Raw genomic sequence first — 16,548 nt, 5'->3', positions numbered from 1 at the left:
GCCCCAGCGCGGGCAGCGTCGCCCGCCACGTCGCCGGGTCCGCCCGGTCCATGTCCTCCGGGGCGAACCACTCGAAGTACGCGGCGCGCGGCCGGACCGCGGCCGGGTCCTCGGCGAGCGCGGCCCACAACTCCTCGATGAGCGAGCGCCCGTTCGCCCGCTTCTTGTTGAGCCACACGCTCTTCGTCGTCCCGCCCGCCGACGCCCACAGCAGCTGGGCCATGGCCCGGGTCAGCATGGCCGGAGAGAACGCCTGCTCCAGCCGGTCGTCCCCATGGGCGAACGCCTCGTCGATGATGCCGAGATCCAGGGGCGGCCCGTGCCCGGCCGACTCGGTGTTGGCCGTGATCCCCATGCGCGACCGGGTGGCCGGCCACAGGATCTTCTCGTTGCCGTTGCTCTTGCGGATGCGGGCCCGGGTGGCCAACGAGGAGCTGGAGATCTTCTCCCAGAACTCGTCCTCCCACCGCTGCCGCGCCATGTTCCGGTCCTGCGCCGCATAGATGATGTTCTGCTGCGGCCACGCCAGAGCCCGGTGAACCTGGAGCCCCAGCATCAGCTCCGTCTTGCCCTGCTGCCGGGACACCGACAGCCCCACCTCGCGGTGCGCGAACGCCCCGGTCGCCGGGTCGAGTTCCAACGCCACGTCACTCACGTACTTCTGCCACGGCATCGGCGGGGCGCCGAGGCGCTCCATCACCTTCCACAGCTTCGGGCCCAGCGACGGCCGGTCCGGGTGGCGCGGCGTCCCCCAGCGCGGCGGGCACGTCAGCCCATACCGCTCCTCCAGGTCCGCGGCGAACTCAGTCGGGGGAGCCCAGGTCTCCGAGGTCGTCGTCGTCATCCGTCGCCCGCCCCTCCAGCAGCTGCGCGAGCGTCTGCCGCAGCTCGCGGTTCAGCTGCGGCAGGAGCTTGCCGTCCTCCCCACCGCCGGCGTCGATCTCGCGGGCCAGCGTGTACGCCATCTCCGACAGGGAGGGCTCGATGCGGACCAGGTCGCCGAGCTGCTCGACGTCGGACCGCACCGCCTCCTCGACCGGGCCGGCTGGCGCCTTCGCCATCTCGCCTCCAGGTGATCGGTGCAGGTCAGCGGCCCGCGTTCATGATCACCCCGTGGCCATTGGCCCGGGGAGAGAAAAATAAAAGCTGGGCGCGGGGCTGGGGAAGATCATTCTCAAAAAAGTGGGCCTCTTCGAGCCTCTGACCTGCGCCTTTGTCAGGCGCGCGGGCGCGCCTTGAGGCGGTTGATCTTGTTGAGGAGTACGCCTTGCCGCTGGTCCTTGATGCCGAGGAAGGCGCGAGCGCGGTAGCGGGTGTGTAGCCAGAGCAGCGTCATGCTGGCCATGGTGTCACCCCCGCTCAGGCGTACCAGTCGCGCGAGGTGTTGAGCGGGGAGCGGGCGAGGTCCGCGCCCTTCTCTCCGTTGCAGTTCCGCCCGCAGGTGGGGCAGCGGTGTACGCCGTGCGCGGGCGCCCAGTTGTCCTGGTCCCTCGGGTCGGCACCGCGGGCGACCGGGTGAACGTGGTCGACGACGTCGGCGCGGTCGTGGCCGCAGAGGTGGCACACGTCGTTCGCGGCAAGGAAGAGCACGCGCGCCTTGCGGTAGTCGTAGCTGGTGAGGTCGGCGCGACCAGCCATCGGCCACCTCCCGGGGGTCAGGGCCGGACGGGCGGCTACTTGTAGTGCTCGATGGATGCCCGGTGCAGGAGGTGTCCCGGCGCCCGGTCAGCAAGCAGGGCCTCAGTCGACACGGCGATGATGCAGATGCTGGCGTCTTCGTCGGGGCTGTGCACGCAGACGAAGCCGCCGGGGGTGAACTCAGCTCCGGCGAGAGCGCGGCCGTTGGCCAGCCGAACGATGAATGGCGTTGCAGGGGTCGGTACAGCCATGGTCACCCTCTCCGGAAACGCGAAAGGCCCGCCGAGTGGGCGGGCCGTGGTCCGGACATGCTGGACGTGCCCCGAGTGTTACACCCGGTGTGACTGCTGGTCAAGCGACCTTCGCCATGCCTGTGTCGACGAGTTCGTTGAGGTCGATCAGCGTGCGGCCGGCGCGGTCCTGTCCATACCGGGTGAGCGTCCCGCGGTGGAGGCGGACCCGGAGCGTCCCGGGGCGTATCCCGGTGGCTGCGGCCGCGGCGTACACGTCGACGAGGAGAGGCGGCGTCATCTGCCCATTCTCGCGCATACCGGTGCCCCACCGCCGGGGGATTGTGGCGGTGGGGCTGGGCGTGGGGTGGGTTACTTCTTGGCGGCCTTCTCGGCGGCGCGGGCCGCCTGGGACTGCTCGTTCTTCCGCCGGAGCTCTTCGAGGCTCATGTTCGGGAGTGCCATGATGCGGGTCCTGTCTCGTGGTTGGGGATGGGGCCCCGGGGCGGCCGGTCGCCTGGCAGTGAGTCGGCCGCCCACGGGCGCGGGCGTCAGGCTCGCTTCGCGCGGCGGGCCGGGAGCCACGGTCGGCGCCTCGGCTCGGGCTCGACGGCGGGCGGTACACGCGGGGAGCGCGACGCGATGGCTTCGGCGAGCGCGGTGAACGCCTGGGAGATCACCGCGTGCACAGCCGCCTGGTCGTGGCTTCTGTTGTAGATGTCGTCGGTGATGAGGCGGTCGGCTTCCAGCGCGTACTCGACGGCCTTGGCGAGGGCCTCGCCCTCGGTGATGTTGGCGATCTCGGTCTGGGTGGGCATCTGTTCCTCCTGCGGTGTGACGGGCCGGGCTGTCCGGCTCCCCTCACCGCCCCTCTCACGCGGGCGGGTCGGGCAGGCGCCAGGGCGGCGATCGGGGCTCTACAGCCCCCTTCTACGGGTGGTCTACGCGGGGTCTACGGCCCCTTCCCGATTGGCCTGACCTGCGTCTACGGGTTCGGAAGGGGTGTCTACGGGTGTGGGGGAGAGGAGGGCCGCAATGTCCTCGGCCTTGATGCCGCTGCGCCCGGTCTCGGTGGAGCTGATGCGGACGCTGCGGTGGATGGTGATCCCGCACTGGACAAGTACGGCGCGGAGCCGGGCGTCGTCGAGGTGCGCGGCTGCGGGGCGGGCTTGGAAGGCGTCGTACACCTCGCGGACGAACACGGCGGGCCGGTCTCCGATGAGGTGCTGTACGCCGAGGAGGACTCGGCGCTGGAGCTCTTCGGCGGTCGGGGGGACGGGGCGGCCGGCCCGCCAGGCCCGGATCGCGTAGAGCCCGGCGGCGGCTGCGAGGAGCTGGGGCTGTTCGTGTCCGGTGCGCCAGGCGGTGAGTGCGGCGAGGCCGAGGCCGGCGGCCCTGGCGGTGACGGTGCGCCCGCGGGTGGGGTGGCCTTCGGCGATGGTCCATGCCCGGAGCCGGGCCCATTGGGCGAGGTGCCCGCGGGCCAGGCGGCGGGGGTGGATGCGTTGGGCCGCCCACCGGGGCCGCCCGTTCCCGAACTCGGGGACGGGCGGCAGTTCGAGGGTGTCAGCCTCGGGCTCGGTCACGGTCAGGCGTTGCCGGCGAACGTGGCGACCATCTGGGCGATGGACGCGAAGAGCTGGGCGACCATGGCGCCGATCTGGGTGCCGGAGAGGGAGAGGCCGAGGCCGATGCAGATGATGGCGGGCGGCAGGTGGAGCTTCTTGTTCTTGTCGCCGTGCTTGAACATCCACCAGGCGACTCCGCCCAAGCCGATGATCAGGAGCACGGAGATTGGCACGGAGCCACCGCTGGGGAGGGCGGCGGGCGGGGCGGCGATGGTGTGCTGGGAGGCGGTGTTGATGGCGGCACGGAGTGCGGTGTTCATCATGGCGTGGTGGTCCTTCAGTACGAGAAGCCGACGAGGGCGGCGGTGACGAGTAGGGCGGCGAGGAGCGCGCGGGATACCAGGCGGTGCGCGCGGGATTCGCGCGGGAGGAGCCGCAGGAGGGCGGCGCCGCCGAGGCCGATGAGGAGGCCGTAGTAGCCGAGCCCGTGGTACGTGATCATGACCGGTTCCCCTCGACCACGTCGCGGCGAAGGTCGGTGGCTTCGCGGCGGGACAGCCCGTACTCCTCGCGGAGGCGTTCGATGGTCACCGGGCGGTTCGTCTCCCTGACCACCTGCCGGTTGAGTGCGCGGGCTTGTCGTCGCAGCTCACCGGGGGTGATGGTGACCGTGGCGGTGACCACCTGCCGGGGGTCGGCGGCGGGTACGGCGGTGGTCACCAGTTCCTTCGTGTGCTGGTCACCGAAGGCGTTGCCGGGAGGCCACAACAGGGACTTCCACCCGGTCTCGATCGCGGGCCGGGTGACCACCTGGGCGGGCGCCGGGGCGACTCGCTCGATGGTCACCTCGGGCGGTTCCTCGGTGGTCACGTCGCGGGCGACGAGCGGCAGGGTCCGGACCCCGGCGGGTACCACCTCGGCGGGGCGCGGTGACCGCGCGGTCGGCCGGGCGATGACCGGGAGGGTACGCACACCGGTGGGTACGACCGGGAGGCGCTGGGGTGGCGTCCAGGCGACGGGGATGGTCATGGTGACCGGGTCGGCGGCGGGCTGCTCTTGTCGGCTCGCGAGGAGCGAGTGGACCTGTCGCATCAGCGCACCGAAGGCGAGGAGCGCGGCGACGGGCGGGGCCGCGGCGACGACGTACTCCATGGGCTGGGCTCCGTCGCCGACGCCGGCCACGTTCAGGGCGATGGAGCCGAGCGACCCGATCGCGGCGAGGGCGATGGCCCAGCCGTCGATGCGCCGCCGGAGCGACGCCCGGAGGATGAGGAGTTCGCCGATGAGGATGAACGCGTCGATCGTGCCGGGCCAGGCCCAGGCGCGGGCCCCGTTGAGCCCGTTGTCGTCGGCGACGTCGTGGAGGTGCTCGTAGCTGAGCCAGAACGCGCCGGTGGTGAGGATCGTGGTCGCGGCGGCCACGACGGAGGCGAGCCCGCTGTCGGGAGTGAGGCGCTTCATCGGTTGTCACCGCCCCGGTGGGGCCAGGTGTTGCCGAACACGTCGCGGTGCTCGGGGTGGTAGGCCCGGTTCCCGATGCACGGGTAGTCGGGGCGTCCGGGCTGTGGGAAGGCGCAGACGACGCTGTCCCCGGCGAGGGCGCCCTGGTGCCAGTCGAGGAGGTTCGGGTCGATGCCCGCGAGGGGGTCGCGGCCGGCCTGCTGGTCGAGGGCGGCAACGAGGTCGCGGAGGCGCTCCTCCAGGTGGATCGCGGCCCGCAGCATCGCCCGGTCGTCGTGGATGTTCGCGGCGCCCTGTTCGGCGAGGCTGGCGCGGGCGAGACGGAGCGCGGCGTCGAGGCGGGGGCCGCCGATGCTGCCCTCGGGCTCCGGGGCATGGAGCGGCTCGTAGGGCTTGTCGCTCATCGCAGCCCCCTGGCGACGTCGCGGAGGCGGAGCGCGTAGGCGTCGGGGGTCTCGCCGTCATGGATGGACGGGAGAGCCCTGGCGGCGGTCACGCTGACCTCGGCGGCGACGACCGCCGGGACGTCGACGGTGACCGCGAGGAAGGCGTCGAGGAGGTACGCGTTCAGGGTGTCGAGGTCGAGCGGGGCGAGCGGGTCCTCGGAGAGGAGCGCCGAGGCGACCATGGTGAGGATCTGCTGGGGGTGGGACGGGACGATGAGGAGCTGGTTCAGCTCGGCGTCGATGCTCACTTGCCACCGCCGGCGCGGACACGGCGGAGGGCCTCGGTCATGTCGGGGTCGCTGTCGCCGTTGCCAGCGAGGGTGGCGGTGCGGAAGCCGGTGGCGGACGGCGTGTAGTAGCCGGCGGCCTGGTCCATGGGGCGGTTGGCGTACTGCCAGTCGCCGAGGTCGGCGGCCTGCTCCATGGTGTTCTTCTTGGTGCGGAAGTGCTGGGCGACGGTGCGCCGGGCGATGGTGGCGACCCAACCGTAGGTCTGCGCGTCGGTGGTGGCTTCGCACTTGTGGAGGTGGAGCCACACCTGGGTGAACGCTTCGGCGGTGAGGTCGTCGGTGAGGTGCTTGTCCTCGGTGTTGTAGATGTTGCGGCCGACGAGCGCGGTGATGCGCGGCAGGTAGGCGGTGTAGATGGTCGCGAAGCGCTCGTTGAGCTGCTGCGACGGGGTCATCGCGGACTGAGCCGCGGGCATGGCACGATGAGCCATAGCCGTCTCCTTGGGTTCATCAAGGTGGGCGGTAGGAGCCGGCCGCGTTCACGCGCGTCCGGTGTCCCGGGTAGCAGCCCCTCGGCTTGGCGGTGGAGTCGCCTTTGCCGGGGGGTCTACTTGTTGCTCGGGTGTTCGGTTGTTGAGCCCGTGGGCGGTGGAGTCGCCCCGTACTCGCGGATGGATCTTCGTACTGCGCTTACGTCGATGCCGACGGCTCGCGCCACGGCGCTCTTCGTTCCGAGTTCCGCCACCCCTTCTTGCAGGGCTGCGGCCCGTCTCCGGGCGCTGGCGGACATCTCTTCCAGCAGGTCGCGGTGTCGCTGTTGCTCGACCTCGAACCGTTCGCGCCAAGTGGAGTTCGGCACGAGCAACACTCTATAGGACACCAGTGTTCCAGGGCAAGCACTATGCGGCATTCGAGGCCGCCGCGTCCTCGTCCATGAACACCTTCAGCCCGGCCCAGGTCGCCGGCGGGAACGAGCACCCGCACCAGTCGCACGTCACGACCCGCTCGCCCTGGCGCAGCTGGAGCACAGCACCGCAGATCGTGCCGTTCTCGTGGACCGCCGGGCAGTGCCCAATCCGCCGCCCCCGCTCCGCGGCCGAGCTCGGGCTGACGACCGACGCGACGTCGCGGGCCAAGTCGCGGATCTCCGCCGCGAACTCACCGGCCATCGGCCACGACACGGTAATCCACGGCATGTTGCGGAGCAGCCCGACCACCGCGCCGTTCAGGCGTCCCTCGATCCCGCCGGACGGGGCCAGGGGGTGCCAGCCTCGTTCCTGGCGCACGGCGGCCAGCCAGCTCTCGACGACGCCGACCATGCCGCCGGCCGCCCGCAGGTCGAGGACACGCTCGTTCACGGGCAGCGGGGGCGGGCCGCCCTTTCCCGACCGGCCCTGCCCGACGCCGCTGGCAGGGGCGAGGAACGGGGCGAGGCCGCGGTACAGCGCGGGCAGGCACTCCAGGCGGACGATCGTCTTCTTCGTGCAGCCGGGGCACAGGTAGCTGCCGGTCTCATCGGGCTGCTCGCACAGCAGGCAGGTCGTCATGCCGCCCTCCGGCCACGGGAGTCGAGGCGGGTCTGCAGGCGGTATGCCTGGAACCCGTGCCAGAACAGGTCGGCGGACGTGCGGCGCACCGCATCCCGGGCGGCGGCGGCCGAGATCTCCGCCGCGCGGGCGGCGGCCCACGTCGTCCACACCATGTGGACGACGGAAGCCACCAACACCCCCAGCACGAAACCCTGGAGCACCAGGTCCGAATCGCTACTCACGCGGCCAGCCCTTCCATGTCGGGCCACTGGCACCCCGCGAGGCCCGTGGCGTTCTTCTCCGGGACGTCGGCGAGCGGCATCCCCAGGTGGTGCAGCCCCATGGCGAGCAGCGTGTAGGCGTCGGCCATGTCGTAGCGGCCGACACCGTCCAGGTCGACGCCGTACCGGTGGGCGATCCCGTCCCGCACCTCCCCCTTGGACGCCGACCCCTTCCCGGCCGCGTACAAGGCCCGACAGGACGGGGGGACGACGGCGTAGGGGATGCTGCGGCGCCAGCAGGCGTGGCGGACCATGACGCGGAGGCCGGCCAGGTCTTCGTGCCGGTGGGCGACGCCGCCGCCGAACGACGGCCCCTCGATGACGACCAGGTCGGCCTTCTTGATGAAGGAGGTCACCTCGTCGACGATCAGGTTGAGGCGCGGGTGGCCGCGCAGCGTCTTGGGGCGGATGTAGTCGGTCCAGCCCTCACCGGCAACGCCGGTGCAGGTGAGGGACAGGTCGAGGCCGATGACGAGGGTGCGGGCACCCGTGACCGTGTCGGTCACGGGTGCGACACCTGGGCTGGCGATGTTCATGGCGTGCCTTCCGATCAGGCGGCGAGCGCCGCAGGTGTGTAACTACGAAGTGCCTGGCTGGCTTCGTGGATGTCGATCAGGTCCGAGACCTCGCCGGACGAACTCCCAGCCGGGACGAGCACCCGCTTGTACCGGCACAAGGCGCGCTGCTTGGCGTTCGCGGGCCGGTCCCGGTGCCTCGCGGCCCGTTCGAAGAACGCGGGGCGCACGAGCTGGCGGGCTCGGGACTCCTGCCAGGCCATGGCTTCAGCGAGGGGGTATTCGTTGTCCGCCCCGGGGGCGAGCACGCCTTGGGCGGGGTCGTGGAACCGCAGCCGGTACAGGCCCGGCTCAGTACCGCGGATGAGGAACAGGTAGGTGCTGGCCTTGAGGGGGATGAACCACAGTCCGCCGTCGGTCTGGAGCCAGCGGACCGGGGACTCGTGGAAGAGGTTGACGTCCTCCCACTCGACCTCGCCGAGCGGGGCCGCTGCCAGGTCGTCCTCGTCGCATGCCTCTCCGAGTGACTGGCCCTCTTTGGGGGCGATGACGTCTTTGCTGGTGAGGTCGACGATGGATGCCAGCTTGTGGCGGGTGGAGGCGCCCAGGACGTCGAGGACGAGCGCGTTCTGCTTCCCCTCGTGCAGGCGGAGGCCTCGGCCGACCATCTGGCAGTAGAGACCGGGTGACTTGGTGGGCCGGGCGATGACGACACAGGACGTCCACGGGGCGTCGAACCCCTCGGTGAGGACCATGCAGTTGGTCAACACCTGCACCTCGCCGGTCTCGTACCACTTGAGGGCGGTCTGCCGGGCCTCCTTCGGCATGTCACCCCAGATGGTGGCGGCGCTGATCCCCGCCTCGTTGAAGGCGTCGGCCATGGTCTGCGCGGTGGCAACCGTCGGGGTGAAGACGACGCCGGGCCGGTCGGAGGCGAACTCCTTGTATGCCTCGGCGACGACGTCGGCGGCACCGGAGTCATCGAGGGCCTGGCCGAGCTGCCCGTCGGCGAGGTCGCCGTTGCGGGTCTTGACCTTGTCGAGGTTGAGGCCTTCTACGACGACGCGCTTCCCGCGGACGTCCACGAGGTAGCCGTCGCGGATCATGTCGAGGATGTCGAGGGTGAAGACGACCTCTTCCCAGACTTCGGCGAGGCCGCCGCCCTGGCGGGTCATGGTGGCGGTGAAGCCTGCGACGGGGATGCCGCGCCAGGCACCGAAGTGTTCGAGGGTCTCCATGTAGGTGCGGGCGGCCGCGTGGTGGCACTCGTCCACGATGATCAGGCCGATGTCCTGGATCGCGCACCGCCGCCGTTCGACGGCCAGGGTCTGGATGCTGGCGACGATGACGTCGACGTCGTGGTGGTCGTTGTACTGGGCTTTGACGATGCCGACTCGGAGGTCGGGGCGGACGGCCCGGATCTTCTCGGCGGCCTGGTCGATGAGTTCCTTGCTGTGCGCGATGACCAGGGCGCGCCGGCCGTTGAGCTGGCTCAGCATGCCGCTGATGAGGTTGGCGAAGACCACGGTCTTCCCGGCGCCGGTTGGGAGGACGACGGCGAGTCGGCTGTTGCCGCCTTCCCAGCCGGTCGTCAGGGCCTGGATCGCCTCGGTCTGGTAGGGGCGCGGGCTGAATGCGGGCATGGCTCTACCTCGTTCCGGAGACGGCGGAGAGGGTGACGAGCCGGGTGGTACGGGCTGCGTACCACTGCGTACCGGGCTGCGTACCACCCTTAAAGGGCTTCTGACCTGCTGTTTTATCTATATTGAGAGGAGTGGTACGCAAGGTACGCAGGAACAGACACCCTTGTACGTGCGCGCACCCGCACCCGCACACGCGCGCGCACACGCGCACACGCACACGCCTGAGGGGTGCCATTCCGGCAGAGCTGCGTACCGTCCCCGCGCCCGCATTTGCAGGCCGCTGACCTGCTGCTTTGCATCCGATCCCCTGGTACGCACTTCCTGCGTACCAGGGGACGAGGGACGTACTCATGCCGCCTCGTCAGCGGTGTCACGGACGTTGATGCCGGTTGTGGTGAAGGACAGGCACTTGGGGCGCATGCCGTCGAACCGGCGCGGTACGAGGTACTTGGGGCGCTGGGACTCAAGGGTGTCCAGGTATCCGGCGTCGACCCAGCTGTCGACCACCGCGTCGAGCGAGTAGCCGGCGTCCGCCAGGATCTTCTTCACGCGGCTGGGCAGCAGCGCGACCCGCGTGGTTCCGTCCTTGGCTTCGGACAGAACCCCCAGCCATCCCTGGAAGGGGGGTTTGTCCTCGGGGTGCCGGTTGGCACTCCACAGTTCCCAGCTATGCCCAGCGACGTGCTCACGTAGGACGTCCATGGCCATCTCGGGCCGGTTGTCGGTGGGGTTGTGGGCGGTGAAGAGCTTCTGCCATTTCTCGATGGGCATCGGCTCGTAGGGCAGCAGTCCGATCCGGCATGCGGTGAGCTCGGCGAGGACCAGGACGGCCACCATGGGGGCTCGCCGCCCGGTCATGTTGCTGTCGCCCTTGAAGGACTCCGTCAGCTCCTTGTGCCGGGCCCTGAGGGCGTCACGGCCTCCCGGTGCGGCCAAGCGCTCGATGATGTAACTGACGAACTCGGGCCCGGCGTGCCCATGGTTGGCGAGGACTCCCTCGCGGGCGTTGAAGGCCGCCTCGCCGCCGTTCTCGCCGAAGGGGGAGATGGTGGTGCCGAGGATGCGGGCGGCCGCGCCCTGGCTGGTGGTGAAGGAGAGTGCGGGGCGTTCGCCTGAGGAGAGGAGGATGGTCTCCCAGGGCAGCATGTTGCCGAACGCGCCACCGCTGCGCGCCTTCCCGTGGTTCATCGGCAGTTGGTAGAGGACTTCGTCGATGAGGCTGTCGTCGGTGACGGCCATCGTCTCGTCGAAGACGGTGACGATGCCGCGCACCAGGTTGAGCCTCTTCTCGATGGCGTACAGGGTGGTGCGCCAGTTGGACATGGCGGAGGCATGCTCGGAGGGGTCTGCCCAGATGCTCAGGGCGCACTGAAGGCAGGTCGTCTTGCCCTTGGTGGACCGTGAGGAGATGTCCAGAGTGAAGCTGTTGAGGCCGAGCGGCTTGAGGAGTACCGCAGCGAGGCCGGCCGCGATGGCGACACGAGGCACGGGGTAGTTGGCGAGCGGCTTGACCGCTTCCTTCCACCCTTCGAGGGTGCCCTTTCGTCCGTGCGCTTTTGCGGGCCCGCGCATCTCTTCGTAGACGACATCGACTTTGGTGCCGTCTTCGGGCGAGCAGACGAACGATCCGTCGTCCTGCCACCCGAGCCAGCGGGCCAGCTTCTCGGCTGGGATCTTGCCGATGTTGGAAGCTTCGAACTCGGCCAGCCACTTCTCGACGACGCGGGCGTCGCCTTCCACGGCGGGCAAGCCGGCCGCGCCGAGCTGTTCGATGAGTTTGCGCCCACGCTTTGCCGTCTCGCGGGAGACGATGCGGGAGATCTTCCGGGTGAAGGTGAGGCTGCGGTCGAGCCAGGACAGCTCGATGTACTGGTTGCCTTCGGGGTCTTCGAAGGTGGCGGTAACGACGAGCGGGGAGAACGCGAACCTGACCTCGACTTCGCTGTCTCCGATGCCTCGCTTGACCCAGACGCCTCGGCTGTCGGTCTTGTAGCCGGTGGGCGTCTTGATGCCTTCGGGGAGGCCGAACACCGTGTGATACGGGAAGTTGGGCGGCTTCTCCGGAGTGGTCTCGGTGCCCTTCTCCTCGCCGCTGTCGTCGTTAGGGGTGACGTCCGGCTGTAGGGCGTTGGCCCCGTCGATGGGGGCTTCGGTGCGGGGCGCAGGGACGGACCGCAGGTATTGGGCCTTGTTGGTGCGGGACGTGGTCCGGACGTCGTCAAGAACTTCTGCGGGCAGGGCGTTCGCTGCGGCGCTGGCTTTCGGGTTGCCGTTGGCGGCGCGCCGGATGTCGATGGCTGCGGCGCCCAGGTCGCCGCCATGGTGGAGGGCGGCGAACAGCATGCCGGGCGACAGCACCTTGCTGAGGGAACCCTGGTCGAAGCCGGGGAAGTTGTCGGTGCGCACGGTTACCGCGGCACCGCCCTTGTGGACGGAGATGCCAGTGGTGGACGCCCCGGTTGCCCACCCGGGGCGCAGCCACTGCTGGCAGTCGCCGCCGCAGTACGAGCAGCTGCCGGGTTCCTGCTGGTGGTAGGTGCAGCCGACGAACGAGAGGATTTCCCCGCAGCACGGGTGGTTGCCGAGGATCTCGATCGGTCCCGGCCCGTCGCTGCGTCCCGCAGCGGTAGTTGCGGCGCGGGGCTCCGGGGCGGTTCGGGCGGGAGCGGGCTTCGGCTTCGGCTTGAGGGCGGCGGCCAGCTCCAGCATCGCGTCGAGGCTGTAGGTGGTGCCGTTGTCCTCGATGACGCGGCGCATCGCGGGCTCGCGGCCGGGCTTGCGGTTGATGGTGCCGACCGCGCCGAGCACCCGCGCCAGGTCTTTGACCCCGGTGCCGTAGCCAACACCCAGCTTCTTCGCGCCGAGGAGCAGAATGTTCTGCCAGTCGGCGGCGAGCTGGGTGGCCGCGTCGTAGCTGATGTCCTCGCCGATCACGAGGGGCTGATCGAATTCCCACCAGGCGTAGAGGCCTGCGCCAGAGTGTTCGACGCGGGTGGGCTCGGGGAGCTTTGCGAAGCGGGGGATGTCGCGTGCTTCGTCGGCTGTTGCTGGCAGGTCCTTCGCCTTGTGGAGGTCGTTACCGAAGTCGATGTCGGACCACATGCCGAGCAGGGCGTGGGAGTCGCGAGCGCTGCCGCGACTTCCGGCGGAGAACCGATTGGTGACGGTGGTGACCCGGCAGTAGATGCCTTCGGCCCCGGCGCGGTCTTCGGCCATGGCCCAGGTGACGGCGCGGTCCAGGTCGTCTGTCTGGATGCCGGTCCAGTTGTTCTTGGAGCAGAGCGAGACGAGGCCCGGCGCTTCGAAGCGGGGGGCCAGCCAGGCGCGGAGGATGTCCGGGTCGGCCGTCAGCGGCTCGGTGTTGCTGTTCACGAACCGGTGCTCTCTTCTCCAGGGGCCGGGACGGCGAGGTGGTGGGCGGCGTTGTCGAGCTGGCCGGCGAGCGCGCGGAGTTGCTGGGCGAAGTCGCGGACCTGCTCGGGGTTCGTCATCTGGCGGCGCAGGCCGAGGGTGAGGCTCTCGTAGCTGTAGGCGACGATGTACGGCTGGTGTCCGGTGATGGCGACGTGCTCGACGGCGAGCGCTCCGCCGGTGTCGAAGGTGACCTCGCCGAGTTCGTTGGAGCAGGTGTCGTCGCTGTGCCACTGGGCGTCGCACTCGGGGATGAGGCACCCGGGGGCCGGGCGGCCCAGTTTTCCCTGGGCCACCGCGGTGGTGAGCGTCTCGGTCACTTCGTGTCCGCCTTACGGACGGCCTCGCGGGCGCGCTCGGTGAAGTCGGTGAACTCCACCTCGAACGGCTTGGGGAGCGGGGTGATGTCGTGGCCGAGCGCCTGGGCGATGAGGTACCGGAGCACGCACTCGGTGAAGAACTTGTCGCGGCCGGGCGAGGTGAGGATGGTGATCCGCCCGTAGCCGATGTGGACGCCGCCGTAGAACTCGGTGTCGGTGATCGACGCGGTCATGAGGCGGATCCGCAGGGTGCTGATGAGCTGGCCGACCGGGAGGTTCATGACCTCGGCGAGGGTGAACGTGGTGGCCTGTTCCGGCTGGCCGGGCGTTGTCTGTCGGCTGTCGGTGGCGTCTGCGATACTCATAGGGAACCGGCTCTCTCTGCTATTCACGTGGTCTGGGTGATCGGTTCGCTCGAAGCCGTTGCGGTTGCCTCCGCGGCGGCTTCGCTGTTTTCCGGGGTGAGCCGGAGGAATCGGTGGAGGTCGACGGTCCGCACCATGCGGCGTCGGCCAAGTCGGATGACCTCCAGGTCGGCGGGGAGTCGGTTCTCCGCCGCGAGCTGGTAGGTGGTGGATTCGGCGAGGCAGAGGGCCTTGCCGACGGTGGGCCACAGGGGCACCAGCGCGGGCTGGTCGAGAATCTCGGCGACCGAGAGGCCGGCCGTCATGCGGACTCTCCGGTCTGCTCGACCGTGAGGGAGCGCTCGAAGCGCTCAATCTCGGCCGGGGCATAGAGGATGCGGCGCCCGACCTTGACGCCCTTCGGGCCGTAGCCGATGTGCCGCCAGTAGCGGACGGTGCTGGCGGCCGTGCGGTACCTGGCGGCGACGTCCGCCGTGGTCAGGTACTCGCTTCCGCTGTTGATGAGCAGCATGGACACCACTCAACCCCCAAACGTTGTTGGCGCTGAACACCACAAGTATGTCCCTCATTGCGGTGTAGCGCAAGAACAACGTTTGGGGGTAGCGTGCCCTGCATGAAAGGTGTTGATTGCGTTGGACACTGAGAAGCCGCCCCCTACATGGCCCGACGCTGAGGCGGCGTTCATCTCCGAGATGAAGCGCCAGAGGGCAAGGCAAAACCTGTCGCAAGGGGACTTGGCTGAGCGCGTGAAGTCTCTGGGCGGCAACATGTTCCAGCAGACGATTGCCAAGCTTGAGACGGGCCAGCGGGCCCTGCGCATGTCAGAAGCAGATGTGATTGCGGGTGCTCTCGGCATGACGGTGTCGACCATGCTGGCCGCTGCATACGCTCCTGCAGCGCAGCCTGCAGAGGCCGAGGCCAGGCGTCAGTTTGTTCGAGTTGAGCAGCGCTACGAGCAGGTAAGGGTGGGTATCCACAGTGCTCGCGAGCGAGCGGCTCAGGCCGAACACCAACTGGTACAAGCTCAAGCAGAAGCCATGAGTCTGGATCGCGAAGCTGAGGTCCTACGAGCGGAACTGCAAGCACTGGCCAAGGTCCTTGGCATCTCCGAGGATGACGGGTGAGCCGTCCCGCACAATTGATCTGCGGCTCGCATGCCAGGAGGGGTAACCCATGAAGGGTTCGACGTACCGCCGTTGCTACTGCCGGGACGCTGACGGCAAGGCGCTGGGCAAGACATGCCCGCAGCTGTCGTCGCGCCGGCACGGGGTCTACGCGGTACGGCAGGAGCTCCCCGTCCGCGGCGACGGCACCCGCAGGTCGTTCTCCCGCGCCGGGTACGAGTCGGCGAAGAAGGCGCAGGAAATCCTCGACCAGGTCCGCGCCCTGCTCGCCCTCCCCGACGGCGACGACGCCGACGGCCAGGTCCGCATCGGCGACCTCCTGGAGAACGTCAGCAAGGACAAGAAGGCACCGCTGCCCGACCTGGAGCAGACCCGGCGCCGCTTCCGTGCCGGGCAGCCACTGACCAGCCGCCTCACCGTCGGGGACTGGCTGGACGAGTGGCTGGAAGCGAAGCGCCGACGGAAGACGACCCTCACCGGTTACGCCTCCCACATCCGCGTGCACCTGCGCCCCCGCATCGGGCACCTCCAGCTGGACCGGCTGAACGTCGGGCACCTGGTGGAGCTGTTCGACGCGATCAACGACGCCAACGAGGCGATCGAGGCGGAGAACGAGGAGCGGCGCGAGCAGGAACGGCGGGCGACGTGGGGCAAGAGGTCCCGGCCGCCGGAGTCCGAGACCGCGCGCCTGGCCGCCGAGCGGGCCAAGCTCGCCGGCATGCCCCCGTACCGGCGGGTCACGGGGCCGGCGACCCAGCAGCGGATCAGGGCGACGCTCCGGTCGGCGCTGAACACGGCGATCTCGAACCAGATGCTGACGTTCAACCCGGCCTCGCACGTGGAGCTGGCGTCGGGCAAGCGGCCGAAGGCGCTGCTGTGGACGGCCGAGCACGTCGAGCGGTGGCGGGCCACGGGTGAGAAGCCGTCGGGGGTGATGGTGTGGACGCCCGAGCAGGTGGGCCAGTTCCTCGACCACGCCGAACAGGACCGCCTCTACGCACTGTTCTGCCTGATCGCGTTCCGGGGGCTGCGCCGCGGTGAGGCGGTCGGGCAGGCCTGGCCCGACATCGACTTGGTGAACGGCACCCTGCGCGTCTCGAAGACGATCATCCAGGACGGTTGGACGCCGGTGGAGAGCCTGCCGAAGACGGAGGACAGCCAGGCCGTCATCGCCCTCGGCCCGGCGATGGTGGAGACGCTGCGCGAGCACCGGCAACGGCAGGCCCTGGAGCGGGCGGTGCGCGAGGAGAAGCGGCTGCCGTGGGCGGACACCGGGAAGGTGTTCGTCCAGGAGGACGGGACGTGGCTGCATCCGGAGAAGGTGTCGGACGTCTTCCGCCGGCTGACGCGGGAGGCGGACCTGCCGCCGATCAACCTGCGGGACCTGCGGCACGTGGCCGCCACCCTCATCCACGCGGGGGGCGGCGACCTCCACGCGATCAAGGAGACGCTCCGGCACGGCACGATCCAGTTGGCCGGCGACACGTACACGAGCCTGCTGCCCCAGGTCGACCAAGAGGTGGCAAGGAAGGCCGAGTCGGTCGTCCCCCGCGCCCGCCGTACCCCGTCCTCCGACACTGCCGCTCACGCACCGCTCACGCAGGAGCCCTGAAACACCGGAGCGCCCTCGCTGGTCTAAACCAGTCGGGGCGCTCGGATGCAGGTGGGAACGTTTCTCTCGACCTGCGCGAAGGTGGGGCGGGTGGGACTCGAACCCACGGCCGACGGATTATGAGTCGCCAGGTTCCAGTCTGGCTCACTCCGGATGACTCTGGAAGCCCTGTAAA

At 69.6% G+C, this 16,548-nt stretch carries 26 protein-coding genes; 2 read left to right on the top strand and 24 right to left on the bottom strand.

What is annotated here, in order from left to right:
- The 24 genes from ACFYPN_RS33180 to ACFYPN_RS33065 all read right to left on the bottom strand — a co-directional run.
- Window positions 1-844 (bottom strand): terminase large subunit domain-containing protein (locus tag ACFYPN_RS33180; protein WP_389303592.1); only part of this gene is annotated, 844 nt, incomplete at its 3' end.
- Window positions 804-1,061, bottom strand: a complete 258-nt coding sequence (locus ACFYPN_RS33175; RefSeq protein WP_389303589.1) for a hypothetical protein — start codon at window positions 1,059-1,061, stop codon at window positions 804-806. The genes ACFYPN_RS33175 and ACFYPN_RS33180, both read right to left, overlap by 41 nt.
- 155 nt (window positions 1,062-1,216) lie before the next feature.
- On the bottom strand, window positions 1,217-1,345 hold the full coding sequence (locus ACFYPN_RS33170; protein WP_389303587.1) for a hypothetical protein: 129 nt from the start codon (window positions 1,343-1,345) through the stop codon (window positions 1,217-1,219).
- Between the two features lie 14 nt (window positions 1,346-1,359).
- The gene (locus ACFYPN_RS33165) at window positions 1,360-1,638 is read right to left on the bottom strand and encodes an HNH endonuclease (protein WP_389303585.1); all 279 of its coding nucleotides are present in this window, start codon (window positions 1,636-1,638) and stop codon (window positions 1,360-1,362) included.
- Between the two features lie 35 nt (window positions 1,639-1,673).
- Entirely contained in the window at window positions 1,674-1,889 is a 216-nt protein-coding gene (locus tag ACFYPN_RS33160; protein WP_389303582.1) for a hypothetical protein, read from the bottom strand.
- Window positions 1,890-1,989: 100 nt separating this feature from the next.
- Window positions 1,990-2,169 carry a hypothetical protein gene (locus ACFYPN_RS33155; RefSeq protein ID WP_389303580.1) on the bottom strand — a complete coding sequence of 60 codons (180 nt, stop codon included), beginning with the start codon at window positions 2,167-2,169 and terminating at the stop codon, window positions 1,990-1,992.
- 250 nt (window positions 2,170-2,419) lie between these two features.
- On the bottom strand, window positions 2,420-2,686 hold the full coding sequence (locus ACFYPN_RS33150; RefSeq protein ID WP_389303577.1) for a hypothetical protein: 267 nt from the start codon (window positions 2,684-2,686) through the stop codon (window positions 2,420-2,422).
- 123 nt (window positions 2,687-2,809) lie between these two features.
- A complete protein-coding gene (locus ACFYPN_RS33145; protein ID WP_389303575.1) occupies window positions 2,810-3,454 on the bottom strand; it encodes a hypothetical protein in 645 nt (214 codons plus the stop codon).
- Between the two features lie 2 nt (window positions 3,455-3,456).
- On the bottom strand, window positions 3,457-3,759 hold the full coding sequence (locus tag ACFYPN_RS33140; RefSeq protein WP_389303573.1) for a hypothetical protein: 303 nt from the start codon (window positions 3,757-3,759) through the stop codon (window positions 3,457-3,459).
- A 14-nt stretch (window positions 3,760-3,773) separates the two neighbouring features.
- The gene (locus tag ACFYPN_RS33135; RefSeq protein ID WP_389303571.1) at window positions 3,774-3,938 is read right to left on the bottom strand and encodes a hypothetical protein; all 165 of its coding nucleotides are present in this window, start codon (window positions 3,936-3,938) and stop codon (window positions 3,774-3,776) included.
- Entirely contained in the window at window positions 3,935-4,897 is a 963-nt protein-coding gene (locus tag ACFYPN_RS33130; RefSeq protein ID WP_389303568.1) for a DUF2637 domain-containing protein, read from the bottom strand. Before ACFYPN_RS33130 ends, ACFYPN_RS33135 begins: the two co-directional genes overlap by 4 nt.
- The gene (locus tag ACFYPN_RS33125) at window positions 4,894-5,301 is read right to left on the bottom strand and encodes a hypothetical protein (RefSeq protein ID WP_389303566.1); all 408 of its coding nucleotides are present in this window, start codon (window positions 5,299-5,301) and stop codon (window positions 4,894-4,896) included. The genes ACFYPN_RS33130 and ACFYPN_RS33125 overlap by 4 nt, the downstream gene beginning before the upstream one ends.
- Window positions 5,298-5,591: a hypothetical protein gene (locus ACFYPN_RS33120; RefSeq protein ID WP_389303564.1), complete on the bottom strand. Its 294-nt coding sequence runs from the start codon at window positions 5,589-5,591 to the stop codon at window positions 5,298-5,300. The genes ACFYPN_RS33125 and ACFYPN_RS33120 overlap by 4 nt, the downstream gene beginning before the upstream one ends.
- On the bottom strand, window positions 5,588-6,064 hold the full coding sequence (locus ACFYPN_RS33115; protein WP_389303562.1) for an RNA polymerase sigma factor: 477 nt from the start codon (window positions 6,062-6,064) through the stop codon (window positions 5,588-5,590). The genes ACFYPN_RS33120 and ACFYPN_RS33115 overlap by 4 nt, the downstream gene beginning before the upstream one ends.
- Window positions 6,065-6,180: 116 nt before the next feature.
- Window positions 6,181-6,432 (bottom strand): hypothetical protein, encoded by a 252-nt coding sequence (locus ACFYPN_RS33110; protein ID WP_389303559.1) that lies wholly within the window; start codon window positions 6,430-6,432, stop codon window positions 6,181-6,183.
- A 40-nt stretch (window positions 6,433-6,472) separates the two neighbouring features.
- Window positions 6,473-7,120, bottom strand: a complete 648-nt coding sequence (locus ACFYPN_RS33105; protein WP_389303556.1) for a hypothetical protein — start codon at window positions 7,118-7,120, stop codon at window positions 6,473-6,475.
- Window positions 7,117-7,344, bottom strand: coding sequence for a hypothetical protein (locus ACFYPN_RS33100; protein ID WP_389303554.1), 228 nt, complete (start codon window positions 7,342-7,344; stop codon window positions 7,117-7,119). The genes ACFYPN_RS33105 and ACFYPN_RS33100 overlap by 4 nt, the downstream gene beginning before the upstream one ends.
- Window positions 7,341-7,889 carry a hypothetical protein gene (locus ACFYPN_RS33095; RefSeq protein WP_389303551.1) on the bottom strand — a complete coding sequence of 183 codons (549 nt, stop codon included), beginning with the start codon at window positions 7,887-7,889 and terminating at the stop codon, window positions 7,341-7,343. Before ACFYPN_RS33095 ends, ACFYPN_RS33100 begins: the two co-directional genes overlap by 4 nt.
- A 44-nt stretch (window positions 7,890-7,933) precedes the next feature.
- Window positions 7,934-9,541 (bottom strand): DEAD/DEAH box helicase, encoded by a 1,608-nt coding sequence (locus ACFYPN_RS33090; RefSeq protein ID WP_389303549.1) that lies wholly within the window; start codon window positions 9,539-9,541, stop codon window positions 7,934-7,936.
- Between the two features lie 348 nt (window positions 9,542-9,889).
- A complete protein-coding gene (locus ACFYPN_RS33085; RefSeq protein ID WP_389303547.1) occupies window positions 9,890-12,913 on the bottom strand; it encodes a DUF927 domain-containing protein in 3,024 nt (1,007 codons plus the stop codon).
- Window positions 12,910-13,272: a hypothetical protein gene (locus tag ACFYPN_RS33080; RefSeq protein WP_389303545.1), complete on the bottom strand. Its 363-nt coding sequence runs from the start codon at window positions 13,270-13,272 to the stop codon at window positions 12,910-12,912. Before ACFYPN_RS33080 ends, ACFYPN_RS33085 begins: the two co-directional genes overlap by 4 nt.
- On the bottom strand, window positions 13,269-13,637 hold the full coding sequence (locus ACFYPN_RS33075) for a hypothetical protein (protein WP_389303542.1): 369 nt from the start codon (window positions 13,635-13,637) through the stop codon (window positions 13,269-13,271). The genes ACFYPN_RS33080 and ACFYPN_RS33075 overlap by 4 nt, the downstream gene beginning before the upstream one ends.
- A gap of 23 nt (window positions 13,638-13,660) precedes the next feature.
- Window positions 13,661-13,942 carry a DNA-binding protein gene (locus ACFYPN_RS33070; RefSeq protein ID WP_389303539.1) on the bottom strand — a complete coding sequence of 94 codons (282 nt, stop codon included), beginning with the start codon at window positions 13,940-13,942 and terminating at the stop codon, window positions 13,661-13,663.
- Window positions 13,939-14,148, bottom strand: coding sequence for a helix-turn-helix transcriptional regulator (locus tag ACFYPN_RS33065; RefSeq protein ID WP_389303536.1), 210 nt, complete (start codon window positions 14,146-14,148; stop codon window positions 13,939-13,941). Before ACFYPN_RS33065 ends, ACFYPN_RS33070 begins: the two co-directional genes overlap by 4 nt.
- A gap of 121 nt (window positions 14,149-14,269) precedes the next feature.
- Here ACFYPN_RS33065 and ACFYPN_RS33060 point away from each other — a divergent pair, with 121 nt between their 5' ends.
- The gene (locus ACFYPN_RS33060; RefSeq protein ID WP_389303533.1) at window positions 14,270-14,761 is read left to right on the top strand and encodes a helix-turn-helix transcriptional regulator; all 492 of its coding nucleotides are present in this window, start codon (window positions 14,270-14,272) and stop codon (window positions 14,759-14,761) included.
- 49 nt (window positions 14,762-14,810) lie between these two features.
- Window positions 14,811-16,373: a tyrosine recombinase XerC gene (xerC, locus tag ACFYPN_RS33055; protein WP_389303530.1), complete on the top strand. Its 1,563-nt coding sequence runs from the start codon at window positions 14,811-14,813 to the stop codon at window positions 16,371-16,373.
- The last annotated feature ends 175 nt before the right edge of the window (window positions 16,374-16,548 follow it).

This window comes from Streptomyces sp. NPDC005576, assembly GCF_042871745.1.
Lineage (GTDB): Bacteria > Actinomycetota > Actinomycetes > Streptomycetales > Streptomycetaceae > Streptomyces.
Note: the sequence above shows the minus strand (reverse complement) of the source record. Positions and strands in the feature narration are given on the sequence as shown.